Here is a 21,731-nt window from a genome sequence, read left to right on the forward strand (position 1 = left end):
GACATACCCGGTAAAGCACATCTTGAAACGTTTCAATATTTTATAAAAATAAATGTACCGCTTACGCAATACATATTATTTTAACAGGATTCCCTTTCAACTAATTTTTGTGGAATTACCAAATGTTGATTCTCCTGTGTTTTAACCAGCTTCTTTGTTACCTTCCATAGCATTTCGCCGAACAGTTCCTGATTCTGCTCCACAGTCGTAAGCCTTGGGTTTACATACCCTGAAATATCCAGATTATCAAAACCTATGATCCCAAAATCATGTGGAACACGGTATCCCAATTCATTCATTGCCCGCATCATACCAATCGCCAGGTAATCCGATGAGGCAATCCAGGCATCCGGCAAATCTTTTTTCTTATGATTTTCCAGAATTGTTTTCATAAAAATATAACTGCTGTGTAATTTATTAAGAGCCAGACTTTTATCCGTAAATACATTATCTAAAGGATTTTTATAGCCAAATTTTTCGGAAGCCTTTAAAAAATGTTCATATCTTTTCTGTAAGTTCGATAAAGTAACAGGTTCTATAAACAAGCCAATTCTTTTGTAATTCTTTTTCTTTAACATTTCTACAATTGTATATAACATATCCTGGTTATCAAATGATACACTGGATACATTTAAACCCTCTGCATTCCGGTCGGCTAATATGACATGGATATCATTCTGCATAAGCCTCCTGATCTCCGCTTCATCTTTACTGCCATTAAAGATGATTACAATGGTTCCCCGTTTGCAGTTTTCAAGAGCAGCCAATTGCTTCTTTTCCACTTCGGCAGAGTATTCGTAACCGGAAATCTGTACCGTATATCCCGCCTGGTACGCATATGCCATATAGGAACTGATAATCCGCGTGTAAAATGTATTATTCAGGTTTGGCGTCAGGATATATATCGTCTTGCTGTTCTTCCTCCTTAAAGAGCTTGCAACCGTATCCGGGGTATAATGTAATTTATCGATCGCGGCCTGGATATTCTCCGCTTTCTGTGGGGAAACCTGAGCAGTTCCATTCAGATAATTTGAAACAGTTCCAATTGACACACCTGCATGTTTTGCTACCTGAGTGATTGTTGTTTTTTCTTTTTTTATTGCTGACATTCTTTACCTCTATGCTTTAATTGAAACGTTTCATTTATAAGTGGATTATAACTCTTTGTATTTAAATTTGTCAACAAAATTTTATATTTTGTCCATTATTCACAATAATAATCGTTCTTTTTTAGTTATCTTTACTAATTAAATTCAAAAGCAGAGAGCAATCAAGCCCTCCGCCTCTTCGCCTTCATCTTACAATAAACCATAGCCACCACCGTACTCACCGCCGTGGACTTAATCACATTCCCGAAATTACCTCAGCTTCCAATGCCGGTAATTCCTCCAGCCTAATCTCATAATCCTCGACCGAAGACGGAATCACTACTCCTTCTTTCAAGGATATTTTTAATGAGTCGTGCACTTTGGCTGCCGAATACTGCCCAATTTTGTTATTATGTTTCCACCAGTATACGCTCACAACCTCCATACTTCCGTCAGGTCTTGCAGCAGATGCATCGTTTACAAAAAGTGTACAAAGCGTCTCCTTCAGCTTTTCGGCATCCTCCTCCGAAAATCCAGTTTTTTCTGCCAGCTGGACATTTACAGAACCTTTAATTCTATACAGGCCAAATTCAACCAGATGTTTCGTCCCCATTGTGTCAGAGCTTCTCTTTTCAGATGGTTCCCCATTAACGCTTTTTGTGATCTGCATGCTGTTAATATCTACCGGTGAACAGCTTAAAGCCTGGTGAATTGACACAGGCCCCCTCACCCCTACTGAAACACCCTCTTTTTTATCTTTTGTTTTAAAGGCAAATACCTGCCCAAAGGTACGTACATCTATCCATTTTTCACATGCCTGTTCTGCATAGTCATCATCCGACTGGTAATGGGTTATATTTTGGGAAGCCCTTTCACTCAGAGATGTATAACCATCATCACTGCGTTCTGCTGACTGTACAAAAATATTTTCTCCCATATCCTGCAGACGGTTTCTGATTTTCCGTTTTATACATACATCGGATATTTCTCCCTGACCGCTATACGTCGTCCTTGGACGGTTTCCATTAAGCGGATCACCATTTGGGTTTGCATTGATGACCTTAACTAACACTGTAAAATCAATCTTATTCTGTAAGATGCTCATTTTCTCCTGCCTCCTCATGATCATTTGTATTTTGTTTTCCTGTCTTTATATCTACACGCTTATTCAATTCTGCCCGCTGCAGATAATATCCAATCAGATATGTTTCTTCTAATCCCCTGTTCAATTGCTGTTCATCCTTTTCCTCAAGGGCAGTAACAATATCGGTAATCATATCCTTATATTTCTTTCTCGCCTCTGGGTGCAGCTTCTGAAGATATGGATTCAACTGATCTGTTAATACCTTCCACGTCTGCATTGGATGATTGACGTAAGCCGACTGCAGACGGATCGCATTGGGCTCACGTTTTTCATCCCTGTCGTAGGTCAGCCTCTCCACTTTCTCCAGCACAGCCAATAATCTTCCAAACAGATAACTTCTGTCATGGTTTTCTAAATTCAGCTTCATATACTCCTCTTCCCCTTTCTTTTCCGTTTCTCTCTCGTAATAGTATTTTCTGATTATTGCACACGCTGTCGATAAGACTCTTTCCCTGTTTCCTCTTGTGTAAGCCATCGGCGTGGATGCACGTACCGCCAGCGCCTGTACCAGATCGTACGGGACAGGCCGCTTTTCTACCATGCATTTCACCAACCTCTGTATCTGTTCCTTCAGGAGCTTATCACCTATTTCAATGAATCTGCTCTTCCCATGGGAGCTATCCCTTTCGCGTCCAAACGCACATTTTACAATTCTTTCAAAAGTAGGCGTCTCGATACCGTAATAAGGATGATTTTGCCCGTCAAACTTCAAAAGCAACCAGTTACAAGTCTCTCCCCAGTATGTAATTCTATCGAAAAAATCGGAGGCCATTAACTGATAATAGTACGTAACAGAAAGGCGCCCCGTGGTGGCCGCATCCAGTCCCATGATCACTACGGAATCTGATTCATCAAACTGATTTCTGTATCCCTGAAATGTCTTGATCAGCTTTTTCCGGTAGTTCGGTTCCTCAGCCTCCACAGAATCATCCCCCGTAAGTCCCAGATCCCCAAAAATGGACGGTACCTTTTTCCCCTCAGGATTCCAGCAGATAAAAAGCCTCTTGTCCTGCGTCCCCGCATAGGCTCCGTGTTGCTTTGCAAGCCATGTCAGCGCACTGTGTATTTTCTGAGACGCCTCATAGCTAAATGCAAGGGCCTGCTCTTCATCTTGAAACCTTCCCCTGTAAGTATAACCCTGCTTATCATTTGCAGTTATAAGTTTCGCACCATAATTAGCCGCCACAATTCCCTTGGGGTGGTTTTGGGAAATTGCGCTTTCTTGTCCCAGAAAATAACAGATATCCCTTTTCCCATCCTGGTTGGCAAAATAATATTCCGTATAGGCCTGAATCAGTGATGCATCCTGCCATGTGCCGTCAGCTTCCTTTTCTGTGCTCAGTACTCTGAATCTGACCAGTGCTTTTTCATAAGGCTTCCCGCTTAATTTTTTATTTTGGAATGTACCATCCTCTTTCAGCTCAACTACTCCCGCTTTCACCAAATCCCGAATCAGCTCTTTTCTTAACAAATATTGGTGTACTGTCTCAACTTTGGGATGGCTGTATTTTGACTCCCTCCACTTTTTCAGGGCTTCCATATAGAGTTTATACTTGGCCTCAGCGCTTTTCCTCTCCTTCTCATTTTCACAATAATGACAATAATCCCCCCCAACATAGGAAAGCGTATCACACAATGCATGGGGCGTCTTCCCCGAGCTTCTTCCGGCAGATGCTTCTGTGACGGGAATCAGCGTAACGGCATCTTCTTTTTCTACCTTTACTGCGCCCAGAAACTCTCCCCGCCAGCTCAGTGTAACCTCAATCTGTGCATTTGCGTTCATATGCGCCACCGGCGTCATCTGTTCGTCCGGATTCTGTCCCTTTCCTACATTTTCTTCATACGTTTTATAAATCTGGCTCATCCAGGACATCTGTTACATCACCTCTTCCTCTTGGATCACAGAAAAGTTCTCCTGCTTCACGCCAAACTTTTTGATATTCATCTCACGTACCGGCCTGTGGATGCATTTCCAGGGAGGTATAAATGCAATCACCCCGTTATTCATGACAGCCTGCCAAAAACGTACAGACATCTTTCCTCTTGTCTCCTCCGAATATGCCTCGTCACTATATGTGATCCCATGATACATTGTACCGAAGTTGATCTCGGAAATATCGTCATAAAATCCCTCTCCCTGGCCAAACACACAGGGTTTTACATACCCCTGGCACTCTCTCGCTCCAAGAAAGATATCCCTCCTGCCGCCCCTTTCAATCATGCGTCTGGCAATATTATGATGCTTGTGCTCATTGCGGTCCTCTTTCAGCTCCGGTCGGTTCTCGTTCATTATAAAATGTGCCTTCACCTGATATCTGCACTCTTTTAAGTATGTGTAATAAGAAAGATCATTTTTATTATTATAATATTTTATAGGACGTATGCCCTTTGTCTCTGTCTGAATAGGATTCATGACGCGCACACTGTCAATGATCCAAATCAGAGTCGGCTTCCAGTATACACTATGTAAAATCCCCTTCAACGCTTCATAGGTCGGAACCTGATAACTAAACTTTTCTCCGCCGACCCGGGTGACGGGATCTGCAAACATCCCGTACTTTCCCGTCACTTCAAACTCTACTGAATTTCTGTGCTCCATCTTTTCCTCCTTTATTCCCCGTATTCTTCCATGTCCATCAATCCATAGCTTTCATGATATGCCTTATCATCCAGAACAAAAATTCTGTTCTCCAGTATACCATGCAGTACGCCTTGTCTCTCAAGCCTTTCTTTCTCATTCTCAAAAATGCTGACCGTATATTTTTTTGCCTTCTGCATAATTTCTTTAAAGTTCTCCAGATGAAACTGCTTTTCCTCCATACTTTTGAGCTGCTCAATCAGCTTCTTTCCCTGTTGATACGGAACCAGCACGTCTATGGTATCCTTATCAAATACTTCAAAAATCTGACCGGCCGTCTTAAATGGCTGATGCAGCAGATATCCATCGTTTTCTTTCCCGTTAGCACTCCCATTATTGTTTGACAATAGATCCATAAGATATATCTCCGTTCCGTAAGACTTCACCGGATACCGTACTTTGCCCCGAATCTCTTCAAACAGGTATTGATAATATCTATGTACTGCCTGCCCGCTGATTGAGGAGGTTTCACCAATCTGCTTCCTGAATTCCAACACTTTCCGGGTACAAATCTGCCGGTATTTGATATCCTGCAGCATACCCAGGTCCTCATTTTTAAGATGAATCAAATAGACCTTTCCTATATTTCCGTACTCATTGCTTCGGTTGCATCTTCCAATAACCTGTACCAGATTATCAATTCCCGCAAGAACACGCACTACTGCTTCAAATGAAATATCCATTCCTGCTTCGATTACCTGTGTGGAAACACAAATCACCTTCTGCTGCCCACCTCCATTTCTTACGTCATCCTGCAGCAGAGATAATTTATTTTGCAGTTCTTTCAGGTCATTTGAACGATGTTCCTGGCACATGGATGTGGAAAGATGTAATATATAGCCGCCTAACTGTTTGGCTTCCTTTTGCAGCCGCCGAAACAGTTTTCGTGCCTGTGATTTTGTATTACATACGATCAGAACCGAAGAGTGCTTTTTTACCAAATTGCCGCAAAATTCTGTACACTCATCTAAGTCCATCCCGTAAGGGCTTGTACAATCAATCACCTGTGCCCGGATAAATGTCCGAAGCTGTAATGAATCCAGATGAACCATGTCTGGCTCCTTTGCCAGATGGATCGGCCACTTCAGCTCTTCAAAGCAGGGCTGTGTCGCAGAAGATAAAATAATCGTTGCATTACAATACTGCTTCAGAAAATTCATCGCCATATTAAACATTTCCGTTACCTTCACCGGCAATGACTGAACCTCATCTATCACAACCACGCTGTCACATAATGCCTGCATCCGTCTTATTGCAGAGGTCTGGTGCTTAAACAAAATGTCCAGCAGCTGAACCAGTGTTGATACGATAACCGGGGCACCCCAGCTTTCCTTCAGCAGCTCATATGGATCCAGCTCTTCTCCCTTGTCTTTTTCATGCACTACATTAGAATGGTGTTCCAATACCTTCTCTTTATCCGGAACATAATCACGTATTACCCGGACATTCTGATCCAGCACACTGAGCAGCGGAATGCTATAGATAATCCGTTTTTTATTAAATTCTTGTGCATGTGCCAGTGCGTATCTCAGCAAACTTAATGTCTTTCCGCCACCGGTTGGTACATTCAAACGATAGATATCCGGGGGATTGCCTGCGAAAGCAATGCACTGTCCTGAAATATCATGCCTGATACGGTTAAGCGTAGATGACGTATCCAGCTTTGATAGTTGGTCTTCACAGTAGGCCAGCCACTTATCCCAGTTTATATCTTCCCTTTCATCCTCCTTCCATTGACTCATGAATTCAGCAGTATTCCTTCGATCCCCTTCTATCACTGAAGACAGAATCAGCCTGGACAGCATACTTATTTGAAAAAATGTTTTATAACCATTATTATTGTATGTTATTCTTGCCTCTTCGAAAAAGTCCGTAATCTCTTTTACAGCCTTTTGGAAATACATCTGCACTTCGCTTTCATCAGCTACCTGTTCAAAGAAACTACTGACAGCCTCATCATAGCACAGCGATGACCTGTCTTTCCGCAGCCGATGTATAAAACCATTGTTACCATCCAGGTCAACACAGTCAAACAGCCCATGATGGGAACCTATAGCCGTTGCGGTAATTTCACATGTCAGCTTTTCCATCGGTGAGTTAACATCTGTATGGAACTTTTCAAAAAGATAAATAACACCTGCAAAAGTATGGTTTACACTGCCACGCTGTACCTTTTCTCCCTGGAATGCTTTCTCCAAATACTCATTGTAAAGCTGGGTTGCCTTTCCTATGTCGTGCAGAAGGCCTGCAAGATAGGCAGTATTGGAAAACTTTGTGTTCAACAAACATTCTGAAGCGTACTTGGCGGTCTTATAGCTGTGTTCTTTTAAAGACTGCTCTTTCCGCTTGCCTTTGTATGTAGTAATATGTGCCAATAATTTCAAATGGGATATACCTCCAGGATTTCTTTTCTTACAACTGATGGTATCACATTATAAATATAATTTCAATACTTACCTCTTTTTATGAATTTATTTAATTTTATGCTTGTAATATAATGTTAAGTATTTTATAATGGCCAATAGTTATAGTCATTATTTGAAGTTCACATAATAAAATATTTTAATAGTGTGGATTGAAAAATAGTGTGGATTGAAGAATAAATAGAGGAAAGTCAATAAAACTCCAAACAGGGGATGTTATAAAATATCTATTTTTTAATTGAAATAGATTTTATAACATCCCCTGTTACATCTTTCGCGATCATATTAATTATATCTAATCCATGACCCTAACCTATGTTATTTTAATGTCTTAGCGGGTACCCTCGGCAAATTTTGATCCTTAATGAAACATTACCAGGAATTATTCTCATTTCTACTTACCAACATCCTAATAAGTTATCGGAATATTGGTAACTATAAAAAGTAATTTATATATGGTAAACCAACTTTTGGGTTCTATATCTTTATAAGTGCCTGTCTATATCTCGCTTTCTGTATATGAGCCGCCGAACTTCCATAACATCATCTATAACAACATAATAGACTACATAGTTTCTAATATAAATCCGATAATATAAAAGTTCTCTTTCCTTCGCCGAACGAAACGGCTCAAATGCAAGTGGATTTGAAAGCCTCTCTAATATAGCGGCTTCCACATCATCTGCCAAACGCAAGGCAGCATCTGGATTTTTCAGTACATACGTAATGTGATGAACTGTCTCAATTAAATCCTGCTCAAATAATGGCAGATACTGCAGCCTATACTTTTTATTTTCCATTAATCACATCCCTGACATGTCCAAAAACGCTTTCATGTGAAAGTCGTTCATCCGTATATTCGGCCATTTTGTCGGCTTCATCCAATTTTCTTTCGATATTGTCGGTTAGATTCGCATACTGCTCTAAACTCATGACCACCATTGCGCCATAACCATTTTTCGTTAGATAGACAGGTTTTCCTCCGTTTACAATTTCCTCAATCTCTGGAAATTTATTTCGAAGGTCAGAAACAGGACGTATCTGTATCATATGTGATGCTCCTTTATCCTTTTATTTTATCTTAATTTTATCATAACATTATCATAGATGCAATAATTTATCTAATTTCTCCTTATATTTAATTGAGTGATCCTTACTTTTCACACTCCAACCAACAACTAAATCGGAGGTTAGTCGACGAGACTAACCTCCGATTTACTGATACTGGCTGGATTATAAAAAGTAACGAGCGGTCATTACTTTTCACGCCTGCGTTATCGGAATGTAGGATTAAGTGCATTTGTAATCTCCACATATTTTTGATAAGCTTCCGCATAAACCTCTGCGTTTTCTGTATTAGGATAATAAGTCTCCTTAATCTCCACAAACTTCTCCGCCGCATCTTCTACTGATGCCCATATCCCATTTGCTACTCCGGCAAGTATTGCGCACCCCATACATGGAGTGCTGCCGCTATTTTTAATCACCTTAACCGGAATCCCGAGTATATCCGCCTTAATCTGGCACCAGGCCTTTGATTTAGAGCCGCCGCCGAGTGAACGGATTTCATCCATGGCCGCCCCGAGCTCTTTTTCACATTCAAGCATCCTTTTCAAAGCAATTGCAAGCCCTTCCATAATAGCCCTGATAAAATGCCCTCTTGTATGTCCTGCATTTATACCATAGTAGACACCGCTTGCTTTCTCATTAAGCTCTGGAATTCCCGACCCTTGGAAATATGGGAGCATAATCAGGCCATCCGCACCCGGAGGCGTTGATTCCACTAATTGATCCATCTGCGTATATGCATTGAGCCCTGTCTCCTTTTCCAGCTCTTTTTCCTGCTCACAAAATGCATCCCTAAACCATTTTGTAATCATAGCCCCTGTACAATATGGCTGATATATATATTTCCCCGCAATGCCACTGCAGAGTGTCGGTACATCACCTTTTGAATCAGGGCTTAATTCTTCAATGGTCGCAACAGTTACAAGCGCCGATCCTGTGCTTTCAGAGGCGATTCCTGGCTACCAGGTTGCTACGCCGTACCCGCTGAGCACGAGGAATGCATCTAACATTCCATACTGACGTTCTGATCTGCGAACCGGCAGTGTGCCAAATGTTGCTTCTTTTGTATATTGATCATCTGAACTATTTCGATTCTTTGCCATTTTATTCCTCCTCATATACAGTAAAATCCCTTTATATTACATCCAATATCCGCCAATAAGCAGTGCTCCGGATACTATAATTGTTGCAATTGCCAGAATCCAATCTAATTTACTGAATGGAGTTGGAAATTCATAATTGGGATCTTCCATTTTCTCAAGTCGTATCTCTGCTTCCTGGAGATATTCTTTAGAATATCTGTTGTTACGAAGAACGAGAAAAAGTGATATTAGATTTACTTCAAAAGAATGGCAGGATAACTGTTGCTGAAGCAACCGAGCTCACAGGCTTGTCCGTTTCTACAATACGCCTTCCGTTCCAAAGTATGCATGAAAAAGGATTACTATTGCGCACCCACGGTGGCGCAATCAAGGCGGATTATCCAAAAGATTTTAATACGAGAACGGTTCAGCCGGATATCTTTGATGGGATTGTCAATTTTAATAAGAAGCAGGAGATTGCTGCCGCCGCAGCTGAAACGATTGAAGACGGCGATTTTATTGCCATCAGCAGTGGGTCTACGGCTCTTCTTCTTGCGTCTAAAATTACAAATAAGAAAAATTTGACTGTCGTTACGGACTCCATCCCTGTAGCAAACCTTCTTCTGTTCCATCCCAACATAAAGCTTTATGTCTGCGGCGGCCAGATCCGCGAACGCAACGGTGCGTGTTTTGGTCCTACATCCGAAGCCTTTTTTAGCACTGTGAAGGTGGACAAAGCATATTCCGGCTGTGACTCTGTGGATCTTGATGTGGGAATTACCTCTCTCGATATTGATCCCAGAACAGAACAAAGCCTGATTAAGTGCGCAAAAAAATGCTATATCCTGGCTGATTCAACTAAATTTTCTGTAAAACCGTTCATCGAAAAAACAATAGATATCAACGAGATCACATGCCTGATATCTGACAGCGGCCTGGATCCCACTTATGTAACCAGACTTAAAGAAGCAGGTGTAGAGATTATCCTTGGTTCTCCCGCTTAGCAGATAATACATGTTTTATTTCGCTTATTCATCTTATGCCAATATACAACAATGACTGCTCCCTGATCATGAAAATCAATTCAGACAGCAAAATAGTAGTCATACCGAGTGTGCCACATCTATTATAAGAGGACGATACATAATTGGTTACTACTCCGTAACAAGTGATCTGTTTCGTCGTGACAGGTGGGCTAATCAAAGTAAGCCCTTTATAAGCCGGCTGTAAACATATCTGCATAGCAGGTGGTTTATGAAAATATATGATTACAAAAGCAGAGGGCAATCAAGCCCTCCGCCTCTTCGCCTTCATCTTACAATAAACCATAGCCACCACCGTACTCACCGCCGTGGCCACAATTCCCGCCCCGACAATTCCCGCGGGATTCACGCTCCCGTACTGGCTTCGGTAAGCGATCACATTCACCGGTATCAACTGCAATGATGAAATATTCATAATCAAAAACGTACACATCTCATCCGAGGCAACCCCTGGCTTCTGCGCTGCACCCGGCGCCCGCCCTTCCTGTCTCTCCCTCTCCAGATCTGCCAGCGCCCCCATCCCCTGCAGTCCTGCAGGAGTAGCCGCCCAGCCCAGTCCCAGAAAGTTTGCAATAAAATTTGTCGTAATATAATCATTCGCCTTATGCCCCTCCGGTATATCCGGAAACAAAAACCGTACCAGCGGCCGCAGCTTCTTAGAAGCAATCTCGATAATCCCAGCCCTTGTTGCAATCTCCATCATACCCACCCAAAAAGACATCACTCCCATCATCGTGATGCACAGGGTTACTGCCTCTTTTGCAGAGTCCAGCGCCGCATTCGTAATATCCGGCATCTTCCCGTTAAAAGCCCCGAAGATAACACCGACTATAATCATGCCCGCCCATAAGTAATTCAGCATAGGTTCCCTCCTAAAATTTTTTATTTTATTCATAATATTACGTACTTTATATGATAGAATAGAAACAATGTATCAGTATATTTAATCGGGGGTTATCATTATGATTCCATATAGTAACTATTTTGTTGAAAATTATCATACTTATTATGAAGATATTGCAGACAGAAATCTGAAAAGCCTGCGTCTTATAACAACTCTGGGATTCTTAATGGGCGTTCCGCTCATTTTGGTCAGCCTTTTTCTGGAAAACTTCCTGAAAGCAACGGTTCCGTATACTATTATTACCGCAGCTTCCGTTTTTCTGAATATCCTGGCGAAAACATCCCTGAAGGCGTATAAAAGGCTAATACCTGCAGCCCTTTATACTATGGCTGCCATCATACTCGGGGTGTCAGTCTATTTAGGTACCATTATGCAGCCGGAGCTCAACGCAGTAGCCTTTATAGTATTTCTTGTGGGGCTTCCCCTCTTTATCGTTGACATACCGTCCCGAATCTGCATGTTTATGGGCATATTCTGCGTGATCTTTTGTATGTTATCCAAAATATATAAGACTCCTTACACTGCCTCTTATGATATTATAAATACCGTTGTGTTTTATCTGCTCAGCATTTTTACTTCACACCAGTTCAACTACCTCAATTTCCGGCAGATCATGTCTAATAACATTCTGGAAATGCAAAGAGATACGGATAAGCTGACCGGTCTCTGGAACAGCGGATTCTGTGAGAGAAAGATTACTTCCCATCTTTCCCTCGCCAATGCCCAGGGTGCACTTTTAGTCATCGACATTGATAATTTTAAACTGGTCAATGATTCCCGTGGGCATGACTGCGGCGATCAGGTGCTCAAAGAAGTAGGGGCCGTACTGCAGGAAACGTTCCGCTCTTCGGATATTATTGGGCGCATCGGAGGCGATGAGTTTTTAATTTTTCTCCCCGACTGTTCAAGTGACGACGTCCCCCGGGACCGTATTGTACAGTTTCTTGAAGCAATCAATGCGATAAACACTGCGGCTGACAGGGAACTCCCCCTAATAGGAGCCAGCATAGGCATCGCTCTGGCCCCGGAAGACAGATGCACTTTCAGGGAGCTGTTTAAGCACGCGGATGAAGCGCTGTACCTTTCAAAGCAAAATGGCAAGAATCAGTATGCGTTCTATCATATTCTTCCATGATTTTCAGATAATGAATCACCGTGGTTTCCGGCTGTTCCTCTAATCAACAGGCATTTTCCACATATATTCTTCCACGAGAGCAAAAGGAGCCGGTCCTACAGACAGCACTGCCTCGTGGAATTCTTTCTGTGAAAAATGATTCCCCTTTTTTGCGGCCCATTCTTTTTTCAGTTCCAAAAACTCTACATAACCGATATAATACTTCAGATAATTTCCCGGCGAACCTATAATAAGTTCATAAATACGTTCTATTGTTTTCGCGTCTTTGATCCCATAATTTTTGAAAAATGCCACCGTGTCAATCCTGCTCCACCCGTCGTAGTGAATCCCCATATCCGCAAGTGCGTAGAGCCCGAGTACAATGGAGCTGTTTTTCTGCAGCAGTGTAGCCTGCTCTTTACTCAGTGAGGACAGGTAATAGCTGCACATTTCCGCATAAGTTGCCCATCCTTCCACGTATCCGCCAAAATTAAAAATGCTTCTTAACGGGTCGGGATCTGTCCCGGCATAGTATACTGTCTGATACAAATGGCCTGGATACCCTTCATGTGCAAGTGTGGTATAGAGTGTCAGGTTGTTGCTCATATGAGATTGGTTCACATAGATTACATTTTCCGCCGTATTATCAATGGCGGGAATCATATAAAATGCGGGGCTCAGGTGTTCTTCCATAGCCTCCGGCACGTATTTGACCTGTGTCACCGTTTCAGGCGGCTCTGGGAATGCCCCGCCCGTTTTGCGCTCCAGTTCATTCAGTATAGTAACCGGATTACTCTCCTCCATGGCTGCTGTCTCTTTTGCCTGGTTTCCGGTTATATTGAGCACTTCCTCCATGGCCTCAAGGTCAGATATAATCTGTCTCCTGGTCAGATCCTCCAGCTCTGGAACAGTCTTTTCTGACCCTGTTGATTCAGCCACGATCTGTTCATAATAGGTCTTTCCGTCGGGAAGGTGGCAGAGCCCCTCCTCGTTTTTTCCAGTACCTTTTAAAGACTGTACGGCTGAAATCAGCTGATTATAAGCAGGCAGGACATAACTTTGGAGCATCTGGGCATTTCTCTTAATATAGCGGCTTTGAGTCTCAGACGATAGTCCAAGCTGTTTGATCCGCTCCACGAAGGTAGAAATCAAATAATTGCTTTCACCCATTTCCATAAAAGCCGTACACTGGGAAATCACCGTATCCGCTGCATAATCCGCCATAAACAGGCCTGCTGCCGATTTTTGCTTTTCGAATGCAATAAGTGACTCAAAATATTCCGGCGTTGACTGCATCAATTTTAAATATGTATCCACATCTTTCTCGTCATAGAACTGGTATTCCGATAAAAGCACCGGCAGCTGCGTCTGGATTCCGCTGACCAGGCCGAGAGGCTCATCGTACAGCAGATAATCCGTATTCTTTTCTGCCATATTCAGGTAATAGTCCAGGACGTCATAGGTCAATTGATTTTCCACCGACAGGCTGTCATAAGAAAACCTGTCAAGTGCCGCACGAAGATTTTCCAATGAGGCCGCCGCTTCTTTCGAATCCGCAGTAAAACCGCCAAAAGTAACCGGTGCTTCCTTGATTCCATACTTTTCCGGCTCCTTCAGTGAATAATGCAGACTGATCGAATTCGAGGAAACCTCCTGGCAGAACACCTCTTTTGTAAATGACTGGAATGTTTTATTCTGGTTGGTATTTGTACTGACGCTGCACCCTGTAAACAAAAGGGCCGCTGTTGTGCTGACGGTAAGACACGCGGCAAGAAGCCGTTTTCTGATATGTTTGGGAATTAGAGATGGCATAGGAACTCCCCCAAAGTCTTTGTTTCATATTATGAGTAAAAATCCCCTGTTATGCTAACGCCAGACATTCCATCCTTTTAATTCATACCCAATGATACCCCGTAAGCTCACGCCATGACGGGCGGATTTGCAGCCCAGCTGCAAAATAAGGTATCGTTTTCTCCGGATAAGCATATAAATAAAGCAATGATATTACAGATTGCCGAGGGATGTTTATGCAGTTTTTTCTGTATATTACGGATTTTATAGTTCCGTTTATTATTCTGGCTATCGTTACTTACGGCATACTTATGAGAACCAATGTATACGACAACTTTATTAAAGGGGCAAAAAGCGGTTTCTTCACCGTCATAAAAATCATGCCCACCCTCATCGGCCTCATGGTTGCAGTCGGAATCCTGCGCGCCTCTGGCTTCCTTGATTTCTTGTCGTCAATCATCGGCCATTTTACCGCATACATAGGCTTCCCCGGAGAACTCGTCCCACTCACCATTGTAAAAATGTTCTCCTCCTCCGCTGCCACCGGCCTCCTCCTGGACATCTTCAAAGAATATGGCACCGATTCCCGGCTGGGGCTTATCGCCTCCATATCCATGGCCTGCACAGAAACAATTTTCTATACGATGAGCGTATATTTCATGACCGCAAAAATTAAAAAAACGCGCTATACACTCACCGGAGCTCTGCTGGCAACCTTAGCCGGACTTGCCGCAAGCGTACTGATCGCAGGAATGATGTAAAGGGGTCTGACCCCTTTGCTCACCGTTTTCTGAATATTCTGAACTTTTCATAAAAACTCCCTTAAAAAACCTTGCCCCCCTTTGCATTGATATACGGTATGTGCTAAAATTGTGATAAGAATAAGCGGAGGTATTTCTATGGCAAGCGTGACATTTAAGAACTTAAATAAGACTTATCCTAACGGATTTATATCCGTTAAGAACGTATCTCTCCATATTAAAGATGGAGAATTCGTTGCCTTTCACGGCCCCAGCGGCTGCGGAAAGTCCACCATTCTCCGCATGATTGGAGGCCTGGAGGATATTACCTCAGGAGAGATATACCTGGGAGATGATCTCCTCAATGACATACTTCCCAGGGACAGAAGCCTCGCAATGGCTTTTCAGAACTATGTACTGTATTCCTATTTTAATGTTTATGATAATATGGCACTTGGCCTAAGGCTTCGGAATCTTCCGCGCGGAGTGATCGATACCCGTGTGAAGACGGCTGCTGAATTTCTCGGCATCGCAGATAAGCTTGATAAAAAGATTAAGTCGATCTCAGATGAAGCCAGACAGAAAGTTGCACTTGGACGTGCTGTTGTCTGCCACCCCAAGGTTCTTCTTGTTGATGAAGATTTTGCAAGGCAGAATGAACAGCGGCGGATGGAGATGATCGAAGATATTCAGAAGATCAATAAAGTGCTTGGAATTACCGTATTATACGTGACAAATGATTACGACGAAGCTGTTACGCTGGGGAACCGGGTAATATTCATGAAGGAAGGGAAGATCACCGAGATCAGAGAGCACATCGGCAGAGATTAAAAAAAGGGGTCAGACCCCTTTTTTTAATCCTCCATAATTCCACCTATGCCTCTGTGCAGTATAGGTGTTGACAGCACGATCTGTGTCATCGTATCAGCCCCACGTTTCTGGATTTCATTAATAAACTTATCCAGTTTTTGTGTGTTTTCAAAAAAGACAGATATCACTATGGAATATATTCCCGAAACAAAAGCGCATTCTGTAACATTCGGGCATCTATAGATAAAAGAAAACAGACTTTCTCTGCCTTTTCTATCCGTTTGAATATTAATGATTGCTTTGATTGGATACCCCAGTTCGCTTTCTCCTTCGATAACAGTGTATCCCTTGATATACCCCATCTTCTCCATTCTGGATATCCGGGATGCTGTAGCCGGCGAAGAAAGGTATACCTGACTGGCCAGTTTCTTGATCGAAGTCCGCGCATTCTCCTGTAGTGCTTTCAGAAGCTGAATGTCAATTTTGTCTAATTCGTTCATCCTGTTTTCCTCATCCCAGCATCAAGTGTTCCTGCAAATACTTTTCTAATTCCTCTTTTGTCGGCAATATCTCATTATCGGTCTTGGAGGTAATAATAATAGCCCCCATTGCATTCCCCCTGACAACCGCATCTTCAACCGGCATTCCCTCCAGAATACCGCTGATAAAGCCGGATGCAAAAGCATCCCCCGCACCGACTGTATCTACAACATTGTCCACCTTAAAACCTTTCACATAACCATTTCTTCCAGTATATTCCTGATAAAATGCTCCGGATGCCCCTAACTTAACAACTACCGTTTTGGCCCCCAGTGACAAATAAAACCGGGCGATTTCTTTTTCATCCTTTGTGCCCGCCAGCACTCTGCCTTCCTCGATCCCGGGTAATACAACATCACATTTGCCTGCAAGGTCATTCAAAGTCGAAATCATTTCTTCTTCGCTGTTCCAAAGCCTCCGTCTGATATTCGGATCAAATACTACCTTCATTCCGCACTGTCTTGCTTTCTCCAACGCATAATAACAGGCATCCAGACAACTTTCAGAGATAGCCGCCGTAATTCCACTGAGATGTAATACCCCTGCGCCTTCAAATTCCACCTGATCTATATCCTTCCTGCTCACACAGGATGCCGCTGAATTCTTTCTATAATAAAAAACCTGCGGATCCCCCTGATGGACTTTCGACTTGATATAAGAACCTGTCAAATGGTCTCTGTCAAATATTACCCCGCTTGTATCAATGCCTTCTTTTTTAATAAAGTCAAAAATATAATCACCATATGGATCCGTGCCTAGCCTGGTTATGTATTTTACATTGTGTCCAAGCCTGGTGATTCCAACCGCAACGTTCAATTCCGCACCGGCAAGGCCTTTTGTAAAGTCAGAAACATCTTTAAACTCCCCTGTTTCCTCAGAAATAAAGACAACCATTGCCTCACCAAATGTAATCACTTCCGCCAAATGTCTCACCTCGCTTTTCTTCAGACTACTCCCGGAAATACAGACACTTAAATGGGCGGTGTCTTCCCGGGAGTATCCCTTAATAAATATATCTCATTCCTATACCCAAAGGGCATGCATTACGGGGTGCCCTTTGGGTATACCTTATTCTGCAGCTTAGCGGCAGACCCGCCCGCAGGGCATGAGTTACGGGGTGCCCTTTGGGTATAGCCTTTCGTGCTCATCCGATTTTCGGAATAAGTGGGGTATCTAAATAATAACACGCGCGGATTTTCAGCGATACCCCATGCTTCTTGAAATACTTTCCGCACATTTCTTCACATACACAGACATTGCTTCTATCCGCGCTTTTGGAAACATATCGATAAATCCCGTTGCGCTTACCGCGGCTATCACATTCCCTCTGTAGTCAAAAACCGGCGCCGCCACGCACCTGATTCCCGCCTCATTTTCCTGTTCATCTACGGCATAGCCCCTGGCACGTGTCCGATCCAGTTCGTCAAAAAAATTCTTCTGGTCCGTACAGGTATATTCTGTCATCATCGGAAGCCCTTTCACGGCCAGGATCTCCTCTACTTCTTCCCTGCTCATCCGGGATAGCATTGCTTTTCCAAGCCCTGTGCAATGAACATAGGCGCGTTTCCCTATCTGGGAATACATCCGTATATTATTAAATGAACTGATTTTATCCAGATAAACTACTTCATTTTCATCCAGACTTCCCAGATGCACGATGAGTCCCGTCTGGTTTCTAAGCTCTTCTAAAAAAGGAAGCGCCTCCGTTTTCAGCTGAAGACTGTTTAAGTAGAAGCTGCACAAATCCACCAGACGCATTCCCAGCCGATAATAATTATCTTTATTTTTTACCACATAACCTTTACTGGCCAAAGTCAAAAGAATACGGCTCACCGTACTTTTATTCAGTGCAAGCGCAGCCGACAATTCTTTGACCTGCATCCCATTCGGGCAGTTTCCCAACGCCTCCAGAATCTCAAATGCCCTATCAATTGATTGTACCGTTGCTGTTGACATAGTAACCCTTTCCAGATCTCTCAGTTTAATGTTTCCTGAAGAAGATGGACTGCAAAACCGCCCGCATCTTCTTTCAGGTAAGCAGCTAAGATATGACCTGCTTCATTTTTTTTGACAGACTCCGTTTGAATACCAAAACCCTTCCTTTGCAGATAGAATATTGCCCGCCCGATATCACAGGTTCCAACCGCTATATGCCCATTTTTCCCCTGTCCTGCGGTTTTTACAGCCTCAACATAATCTCCGGTGAAGCCGGAGGTCTGCCCCCAGAGAGTCTGTACATTCAGAATCTGCTCCAATGTTTTCGCTGCCTCCATCCCATAATTGATCCCCAGATGTGCAAACCGCAGCCCGAGCATTGCCGTTAAAGTCCGGTTAATATCGCTTTTCAAGCCTTCCAGGTCGCCTTTTCTCAGCTTTTCTTTTTTAATCAGCCAGCTGCCCCCGCATGCAGCCATTCTTGGAAATGCAAGGGACGAGGCTAAATTCTCATCATTGATTCCTCCGGTTGCCAAAAATTCCATTTTGCCAAAAGGGGCTGAGATTGCTTTGAGCATCGGGATCCCGCCCAACTGCATAAACGGAAATATCTTCACAACCTTAAGCCCCAGGTTCTGCGCCTGTCCCAGATCTGTTGGAGTCATACACCCCGGAAATACAGGAATTTCCTCCTCAAGGCAATATTCTATCATGCCGGGATTCATACCAGGCGCCAGTACAAACTGTGCTCCCGCTTTGATCGCCCGCTCCGCCATATCCGCATCCAGCACCGTCCCTGCTCCGACCAACATATCCGGATAGGTGCTTCTGAGAATACGGATTGCTTCCTCCGCCGCGCCGGACCGAAACGTAATCTCCACAATGGGCAGGCTGCAATCCGTCAGTGCTCTGCCAAGTACATACGCATCCTGCGGATCATCCAGCGTAACAAGAGGCATCACTCCGTACTCGCGGATTTTTTCTAATATCTTGTCCATAAAACAGCCTCCTGACTATTCTCTTCCTTCAAAGCAATAAGCATATGGTTTACTTGGTATGAACTCTCCCTGTCCCATTTCGCCCACAAATTGTGCATGTTCTACTACTTTTTTACCGCGCAGCAGTACGGTTTCCACCTGCCCGATCTGCTCTCTTCCTTCATAAATATTATAGTCTACGCCATTCGGGTTATCCGCAAGCTGTACAACACCTCTGTAGTCCGGATTGAAAATTACAATATCCGCATCTGAGCCAACTGCTATGGTACCTTTTCTTGGATATATGCCATTAATCTTTGCAGGCATTTCCGAACATACCTCCACAAACTTCTGTCTGGAAATCCTGTTTTTAGCCACGCCATTTGTCCAGATCATATGAATGCGGTCGGCCGCCCCCGGCGCCCCGTTTGGTATATCCACAAAATTATCCCTTCCCGTCTGCTTCATTTCTGCAAGGTCAATTCCGCAGTGATCCGATACCACGGCGCTTAATACACCATCATATAATGCCTGCCACATGGCGTCAATATCACTCTCATCACGGAGTGCCGGCGAACATACGAATTGGGCGGCAATATTAAAGTCCGGATTTTTCAGGCGATCCTTTGTCGTCGTAAGATACTGTGTACAGGTCTCGCCATATACTCTCTGTTTTTTATACCTTGCCTCTGCAATGGCATCCGACGCCCCCTTACAGGAGACATGTACGATAAAGAGCGGGGCGTCTAACTGATCCGCTATGTAGATAGCTCTCTGAGCAGCCTCTGTCTCAACAAGCGGCGGGCGGGATACCGCATGGAATTCGGGCGTCACATTCCCGGCTTTTACACACTCCTTCTGCAGCATATCAATGATCTCTCCATTTTCCGCATGCACAAATACGGTTACCCCCACCTTTTTACTTTCCTGGAGCACCTTATATAAGGTATCGTCCCCTACATGGAGCGGGGAACCGATATATGCCATAAACACCTTGATACTTGCAATGCCATAGTCCGGCAGCTGTTTTATCTCGTCAAACATAGCGTCCGTCACTTCGGTTACCAGAGAATGCAGAGCAAAATCAACGCATGTCTTTCCCTTTGCCCTCGTGTTGATGCGGTACTGTGCGGATTCAATCAGCCCACAGCCCGGATCCTGGGGCGCGTAATCTATGATTGTAGTAGTCCCCCCTACAATAACTGCTTTCGTTGTCTCGTATCCCGCGGTATCCTTATCCCCGGAATTACAAAGCGCAGAAAAATGAGTGTGCTGGTCGATTCCTCCCGGAAATACATATTTCCCCTCTGCATCGATCACCTCATCAACATCTTGCACTATATTCTGCCCGACCGCAGCGATTTTCTCATCAATGATCAAAACATCGGCTTTTACCTCGTTTTCCGCTGTCAATACGGTTCCATTCTTTATTAAAATACTCATATGTATGCCCCTTCCTTCTTATTTCTTTTTCATTCTCTGGATGGATGTTATGGTGACCGCCAGAAAAATGACAAGCCCTTTCGCAATGTCCTGGTTGTAATACTGAACGTTGCAGAGGGTCAGCCCATTTGTAAGGACTCCGATAATCATAGCGCCCACAAAGGTTCCTGCAATATTAGGCTCCCCGCTCTTAAATGCGGTTCCCCCCACATAGACGGTGGCCAGCGCTTCCATCAAGTAATTATCTCCCGCCGTAGGATGTGCGGTTCCAAGCTTAGACGCCAGGATCAATGCGGCCAGTCCTGCGCCAACGCCGCTGACAACATAAGCCCAGATCAAATTCGCTTTTACATTTACACCGGACATCAGGGATGCCTCTTCATTGCCGCCGATTGCATAAACATGCCTTCCGAATCTTGTGAAGTTAAGCAGTATAAAAATAATAACCAGAAATACGATCATAAAGAATATGGAAGTCGGTATTCCTTTAACAAACTTAGCGCCGAATATGCTGAACTCCGCCGGAAGCCCTGAGATTGGATGTCCTTTTGTATAGGACTGGTTAAAGCCTGAAATCAAAAATCCCAATGATAAAGTCGCAATAAAATCTGGAATCCCAATCAATGCCACAGCAATACCGCTCAGGCTCCCCAGTATGGCCCCGGCTATCAAAGTCAGGATCGCGGCAGGCAAAACAGGAATTCCGAAGTCTACCATCAGCGCACCTGCAACAATTCCAAGAAAACTGGTCGTATAGCCTATCGTCAAGTCGATACGGTTTGTGATCATAACAACCGTAAGGCCTCCGCCCAGTATGCTCAAGATTACAATCTGCCTCAATACGGTCAATAGATTGCCCACACTTAAAAATGTGCTTGGCCGTAATACCGAAAATGCGATGCACAGAAGCACCAAAAACATCAATGTCCCGTATTTCATCACAAATTCTGAAAAATGCACTTTCTTTTTCATTTGCACCTGTCCTGTCATA

The 21,731-nt window shown here is 43.5% G+C and carries 21 protein-coding genes; 4 read left to right on the top strand and 17 right to left on the bottom strand.

The window, feature by feature from the left end:
• Window positions 1-80 precede the first annotated feature (80 nt).
• From GKG43_RS00570 to GKG43_RS00610, 9 genes are all read right to left on the bottom strand, one after another.
• Complete coding sequence (locus GKG43_RS00570; RefSeq protein WP_055151085.1) at window positions 81-1,109, bottom strand: LacI family DNA-binding transcriptional regulator; 1,029 nt, start codon at window positions 1,107-1,109, stop codon at window positions 81-83.
• A gap of 235 nt (window positions 1,110-1,344) precedes the next feature.
• Entirely contained in the window at window positions 1,345-2,193 is an 849-nt protein-coding gene (gene cas7c, locus GKG43_RS00575) for a type I-C CRISPR-associated protein Cas7/Csd2 (RefSeq protein WP_055151088.1), read from the bottom strand.
• Window positions 2,174-4,096 (bottom strand): type I-C CRISPR-associated protein Cas8c/Csd1, encoded by a 1,923-nt coding sequence (cas8c, locus tag GKG43_RS00580; protein ID WP_070102321.1) that lies wholly within the window; start codon window positions 4,094-4,096, stop codon window positions 2,174-2,176. Before cas8c ends, cas7c begins: the two co-directional genes overlap by 20 nt.
• A gap of 12 nt (window positions 4,097-4,108) precedes the next feature.
• Window positions 4,109-4,831 carry a type I-C CRISPR-associated protein Cas5c gene (gene cas5c, locus GKG43_RS00585; protein ID WP_055151095.1) on the bottom strand — a complete coding sequence of 241 codons (723 nt, stop codon included), beginning with the start codon at window positions 4,829-4,831 and terminating at the stop codon, window positions 4,109-4,111.
• Between the two features lie 11 nt (window positions 4,832-4,842).
• Window positions 4,843-7,254: a CRISPR-associated helicase/endonuclease Cas3 gene (locus GKG43_RS00590; RefSeq protein ID WP_055151098.1), complete on the bottom strand. Its 2,412-nt coding sequence runs from the start codon at window positions 7,252-7,254 to the stop codon at window positions 4,843-4,845.
• Window positions 7,255-7,778: 524 nt separating this feature from the next.
• The gene (locus GKG43_RS00595) at window positions 7,779-8,093 is read right to left on the bottom strand and encodes a type II toxin-antitoxin system RelE/ParE family toxin (protein ID WP_055151101.1); all 315 of its coding nucleotides are present in this window, start codon (window positions 8,091-8,093) and stop codon (window positions 7,779-7,781) included.
• On the bottom strand, window positions 8,083-8,343 hold the full coding sequence (locus tag GKG43_RS00600) for a type II toxin-antitoxin system Phd/YefM family antitoxin (RefSeq protein ID WP_025653939.1): 261 nt from the start codon (window positions 8,341-8,343) through the stop codon (window positions 8,083-8,085). Before GKG43_RS00600 ends, GKG43_RS00595 begins: the two co-directional genes overlap by 11 nt.
• 224 nt (window positions 8,344-8,567) lie before the next feature.
• A complete protein-coding gene (locus tag GKG43_RS00605) occupies window positions 8,568-9,314 on the bottom strand; it encodes an FGGY-family carbohydrate kinase (RefSeq protein ID WP_330377515.1) in 747 nt (248 codons plus the stop codon).
• Between the two features lie 6 nt (window positions 9,315-9,320).
• Window positions 9,321-9,464: a hypothetical protein gene (locus GKG43_RS00610; RefSeq protein ID WP_154253276.1), complete on the bottom strand. Its 144-nt coding sequence runs from the start codon at window positions 9,462-9,464 to the stop codon at window positions 9,321-9,323.
• A 221-nt stretch (window positions 9,465-9,685) separates the two neighbouring features.
• Between GKG43_RS00610 and GKG43_RS00615 the strand changes: the two genes are divergently transcribed.
• Window positions 9,686-10,447 carry a DeoR/GlpR family DNA-binding transcription regulator gene (locus tag GKG43_RS00615; RefSeq protein WP_154253275.1) on the top strand — a complete coding sequence of 254 codons (762 nt, stop codon included), beginning with the start codon at window positions 9,686-9,688 and terminating at the stop codon, window positions 10,445-10,447.
• A 283-nt stretch (window positions 10,448-10,730) separates the two neighbouring features.
• Here the strand turns inward: GKG43_RS00615 and GKG43_RS00620 are convergent, their stop codons facing one another.
• Window positions 10,731-11,348, bottom strand: a complete 618-nt coding sequence (locus GKG43_RS00620; RefSeq protein ID WP_025653933.1) for a nucleoside recognition domain-containing protein — start codon at window positions 11,346-11,348, stop codon at window positions 10,731-10,733.
• 100 nt (window positions 11,349-11,448) lie between these two features.
• Between GKG43_RS00620 and GKG43_RS00625 the strand changes: the two genes are divergently transcribed.
• The gene (locus GKG43_RS00625; RefSeq protein ID WP_055151113.1) at window positions 11,449-12,525 is read left to right on the top strand and encodes a GGDEF domain-containing protein; all 1,077 of its coding nucleotides are present in this window, start codon (window positions 11,449-11,451) and stop codon (window positions 12,523-12,525) included.
• Between the two features lie 39 nt (window positions 12,526-12,564).
• On the opposite strand, the gene GKG43_RS00630 is transcribed toward GKG43_RS00625, so the two are convergent.
• Window positions 12,565-14,316, bottom strand: coding sequence for a DUF885 domain-containing protein (locus GKG43_RS00630; protein WP_025653931.1), 1,752 nt, complete (start codon window positions 14,314-14,316; stop codon window positions 12,565-12,567).
• 215 nt (window positions 14,317-14,531) lie between these two features.
• On the opposite strand from GKG43_RS00630, the gene GKG43_RS00635 reads away from it, so the two are divergent.
• On the top strand, window positions 14,532-15,056 hold the full coding sequence (locus tag GKG43_RS00635; protein ID WP_025653930.1) for a nucleoside recognition domain-containing protein: 525 nt from the start codon (window positions 14,532-14,534) through the stop codon (window positions 15,054-15,056).
• A gap of 138 nt (window positions 15,057-15,194) precedes the next feature.
• The gene (locus GKG43_RS00640; protein WP_025653929.1) at window positions 15,195-15,866 is read left to right on the top strand and encodes an ABC transporter ATP-binding protein; all 672 of its coding nucleotides are present in this window, start codon (window positions 15,195-15,197) and stop codon (window positions 15,864-15,866) included.
• Between the two features lie 23 nt (window positions 15,867-15,889).
• Here GKG43_RS00640 and GKG43_RS00645 read toward each other — a convergent pair whose 3' ends face one another.
• The 6 genes from GKG43_RS00645 to GKG43_RS00670 all read right to left on the bottom strand — a co-directional run bounded on the left by GKG43_RS00645 (window position 15,890) and on the right by GKG43_RS00670 (window position 21,730).
• Window positions 15,890-16,345 (bottom strand): Lrp/AsnC family transcriptional regulator, encoded by a 456-nt coding sequence (locus tag GKG43_RS00645; protein ID WP_129878313.1) that lies wholly within the window; start codon window positions 16,343-16,345, stop codon window positions 15,890-15,892.
• 10 nt (window positions 16,346-16,355) lie between these two features.
• Window positions 16,356-17,300 (bottom strand): sugar kinase, encoded by a 945-nt coding sequence (locus GKG43_RS00650; RefSeq protein ID WP_243125794.1) that lies wholly within the window; start codon window positions 17,298-17,300, stop codon window positions 16,356-16,358.
• 282 nt (window positions 17,301-17,582) lie between these two features.
• Window positions 17,583-18,341 carry an IclR family transcriptional regulator gene (locus GKG43_RS00655; protein ID WP_050639258.1) on the bottom strand — a complete coding sequence of 253 codons (759 nt, stop codon included), beginning with the start codon at window positions 18,339-18,341 and terminating at the stop codon, window positions 17,583-17,585.
• A gap of 20 nt (window positions 18,342-18,361) precedes the next feature.
• Window positions 18,362-19,318 carry a bifunctional 4-hydroxy-2-oxoglutarate aldolase/2-dehydro-3-deoxy-phosphogluconate aldolase gene (eda, locus tag GKG43_RS00660; RefSeq protein ID WP_050639257.1) on the bottom strand — a complete coding sequence of 319 codons (957 nt, stop codon included), beginning with the start codon at window positions 19,316-19,318 and terminating at the stop codon, window positions 18,362-18,364.
• A gap of 15 nt (window positions 19,319-19,333) precedes the next feature.
• Window positions 19,334-20,740: a dihydropyrimidinase gene (gene hydA / locus GKG43_RS00665; protein ID WP_129878317.1), complete on the bottom strand. Its 1,407-nt coding sequence runs from the start codon at window positions 20,738-20,740 to the stop codon at window positions 19,334-19,336.
• 18 nt (window positions 20,741-20,758) lie between these two features.
• A complete protein-coding gene (locus GKG43_RS00670; protein WP_025653924.1) occupies window positions 20,759-21,730 on the bottom strand; it encodes an ABC transporter permease in 972 nt (323 codons plus the stop codon).
• Window position 21,731 lies beyond the last annotated feature (1 nt).

The sequence above is a fragment of the Eubacterium sp. BIOML-A2 genome, from assembly GCF_009680135.1.
GTDB lineage: Bacteria > Bacillota > Clostridia > Lachnospirales > Lachnospiraceae > Faecalicatena > Faecalicatena contortus_B.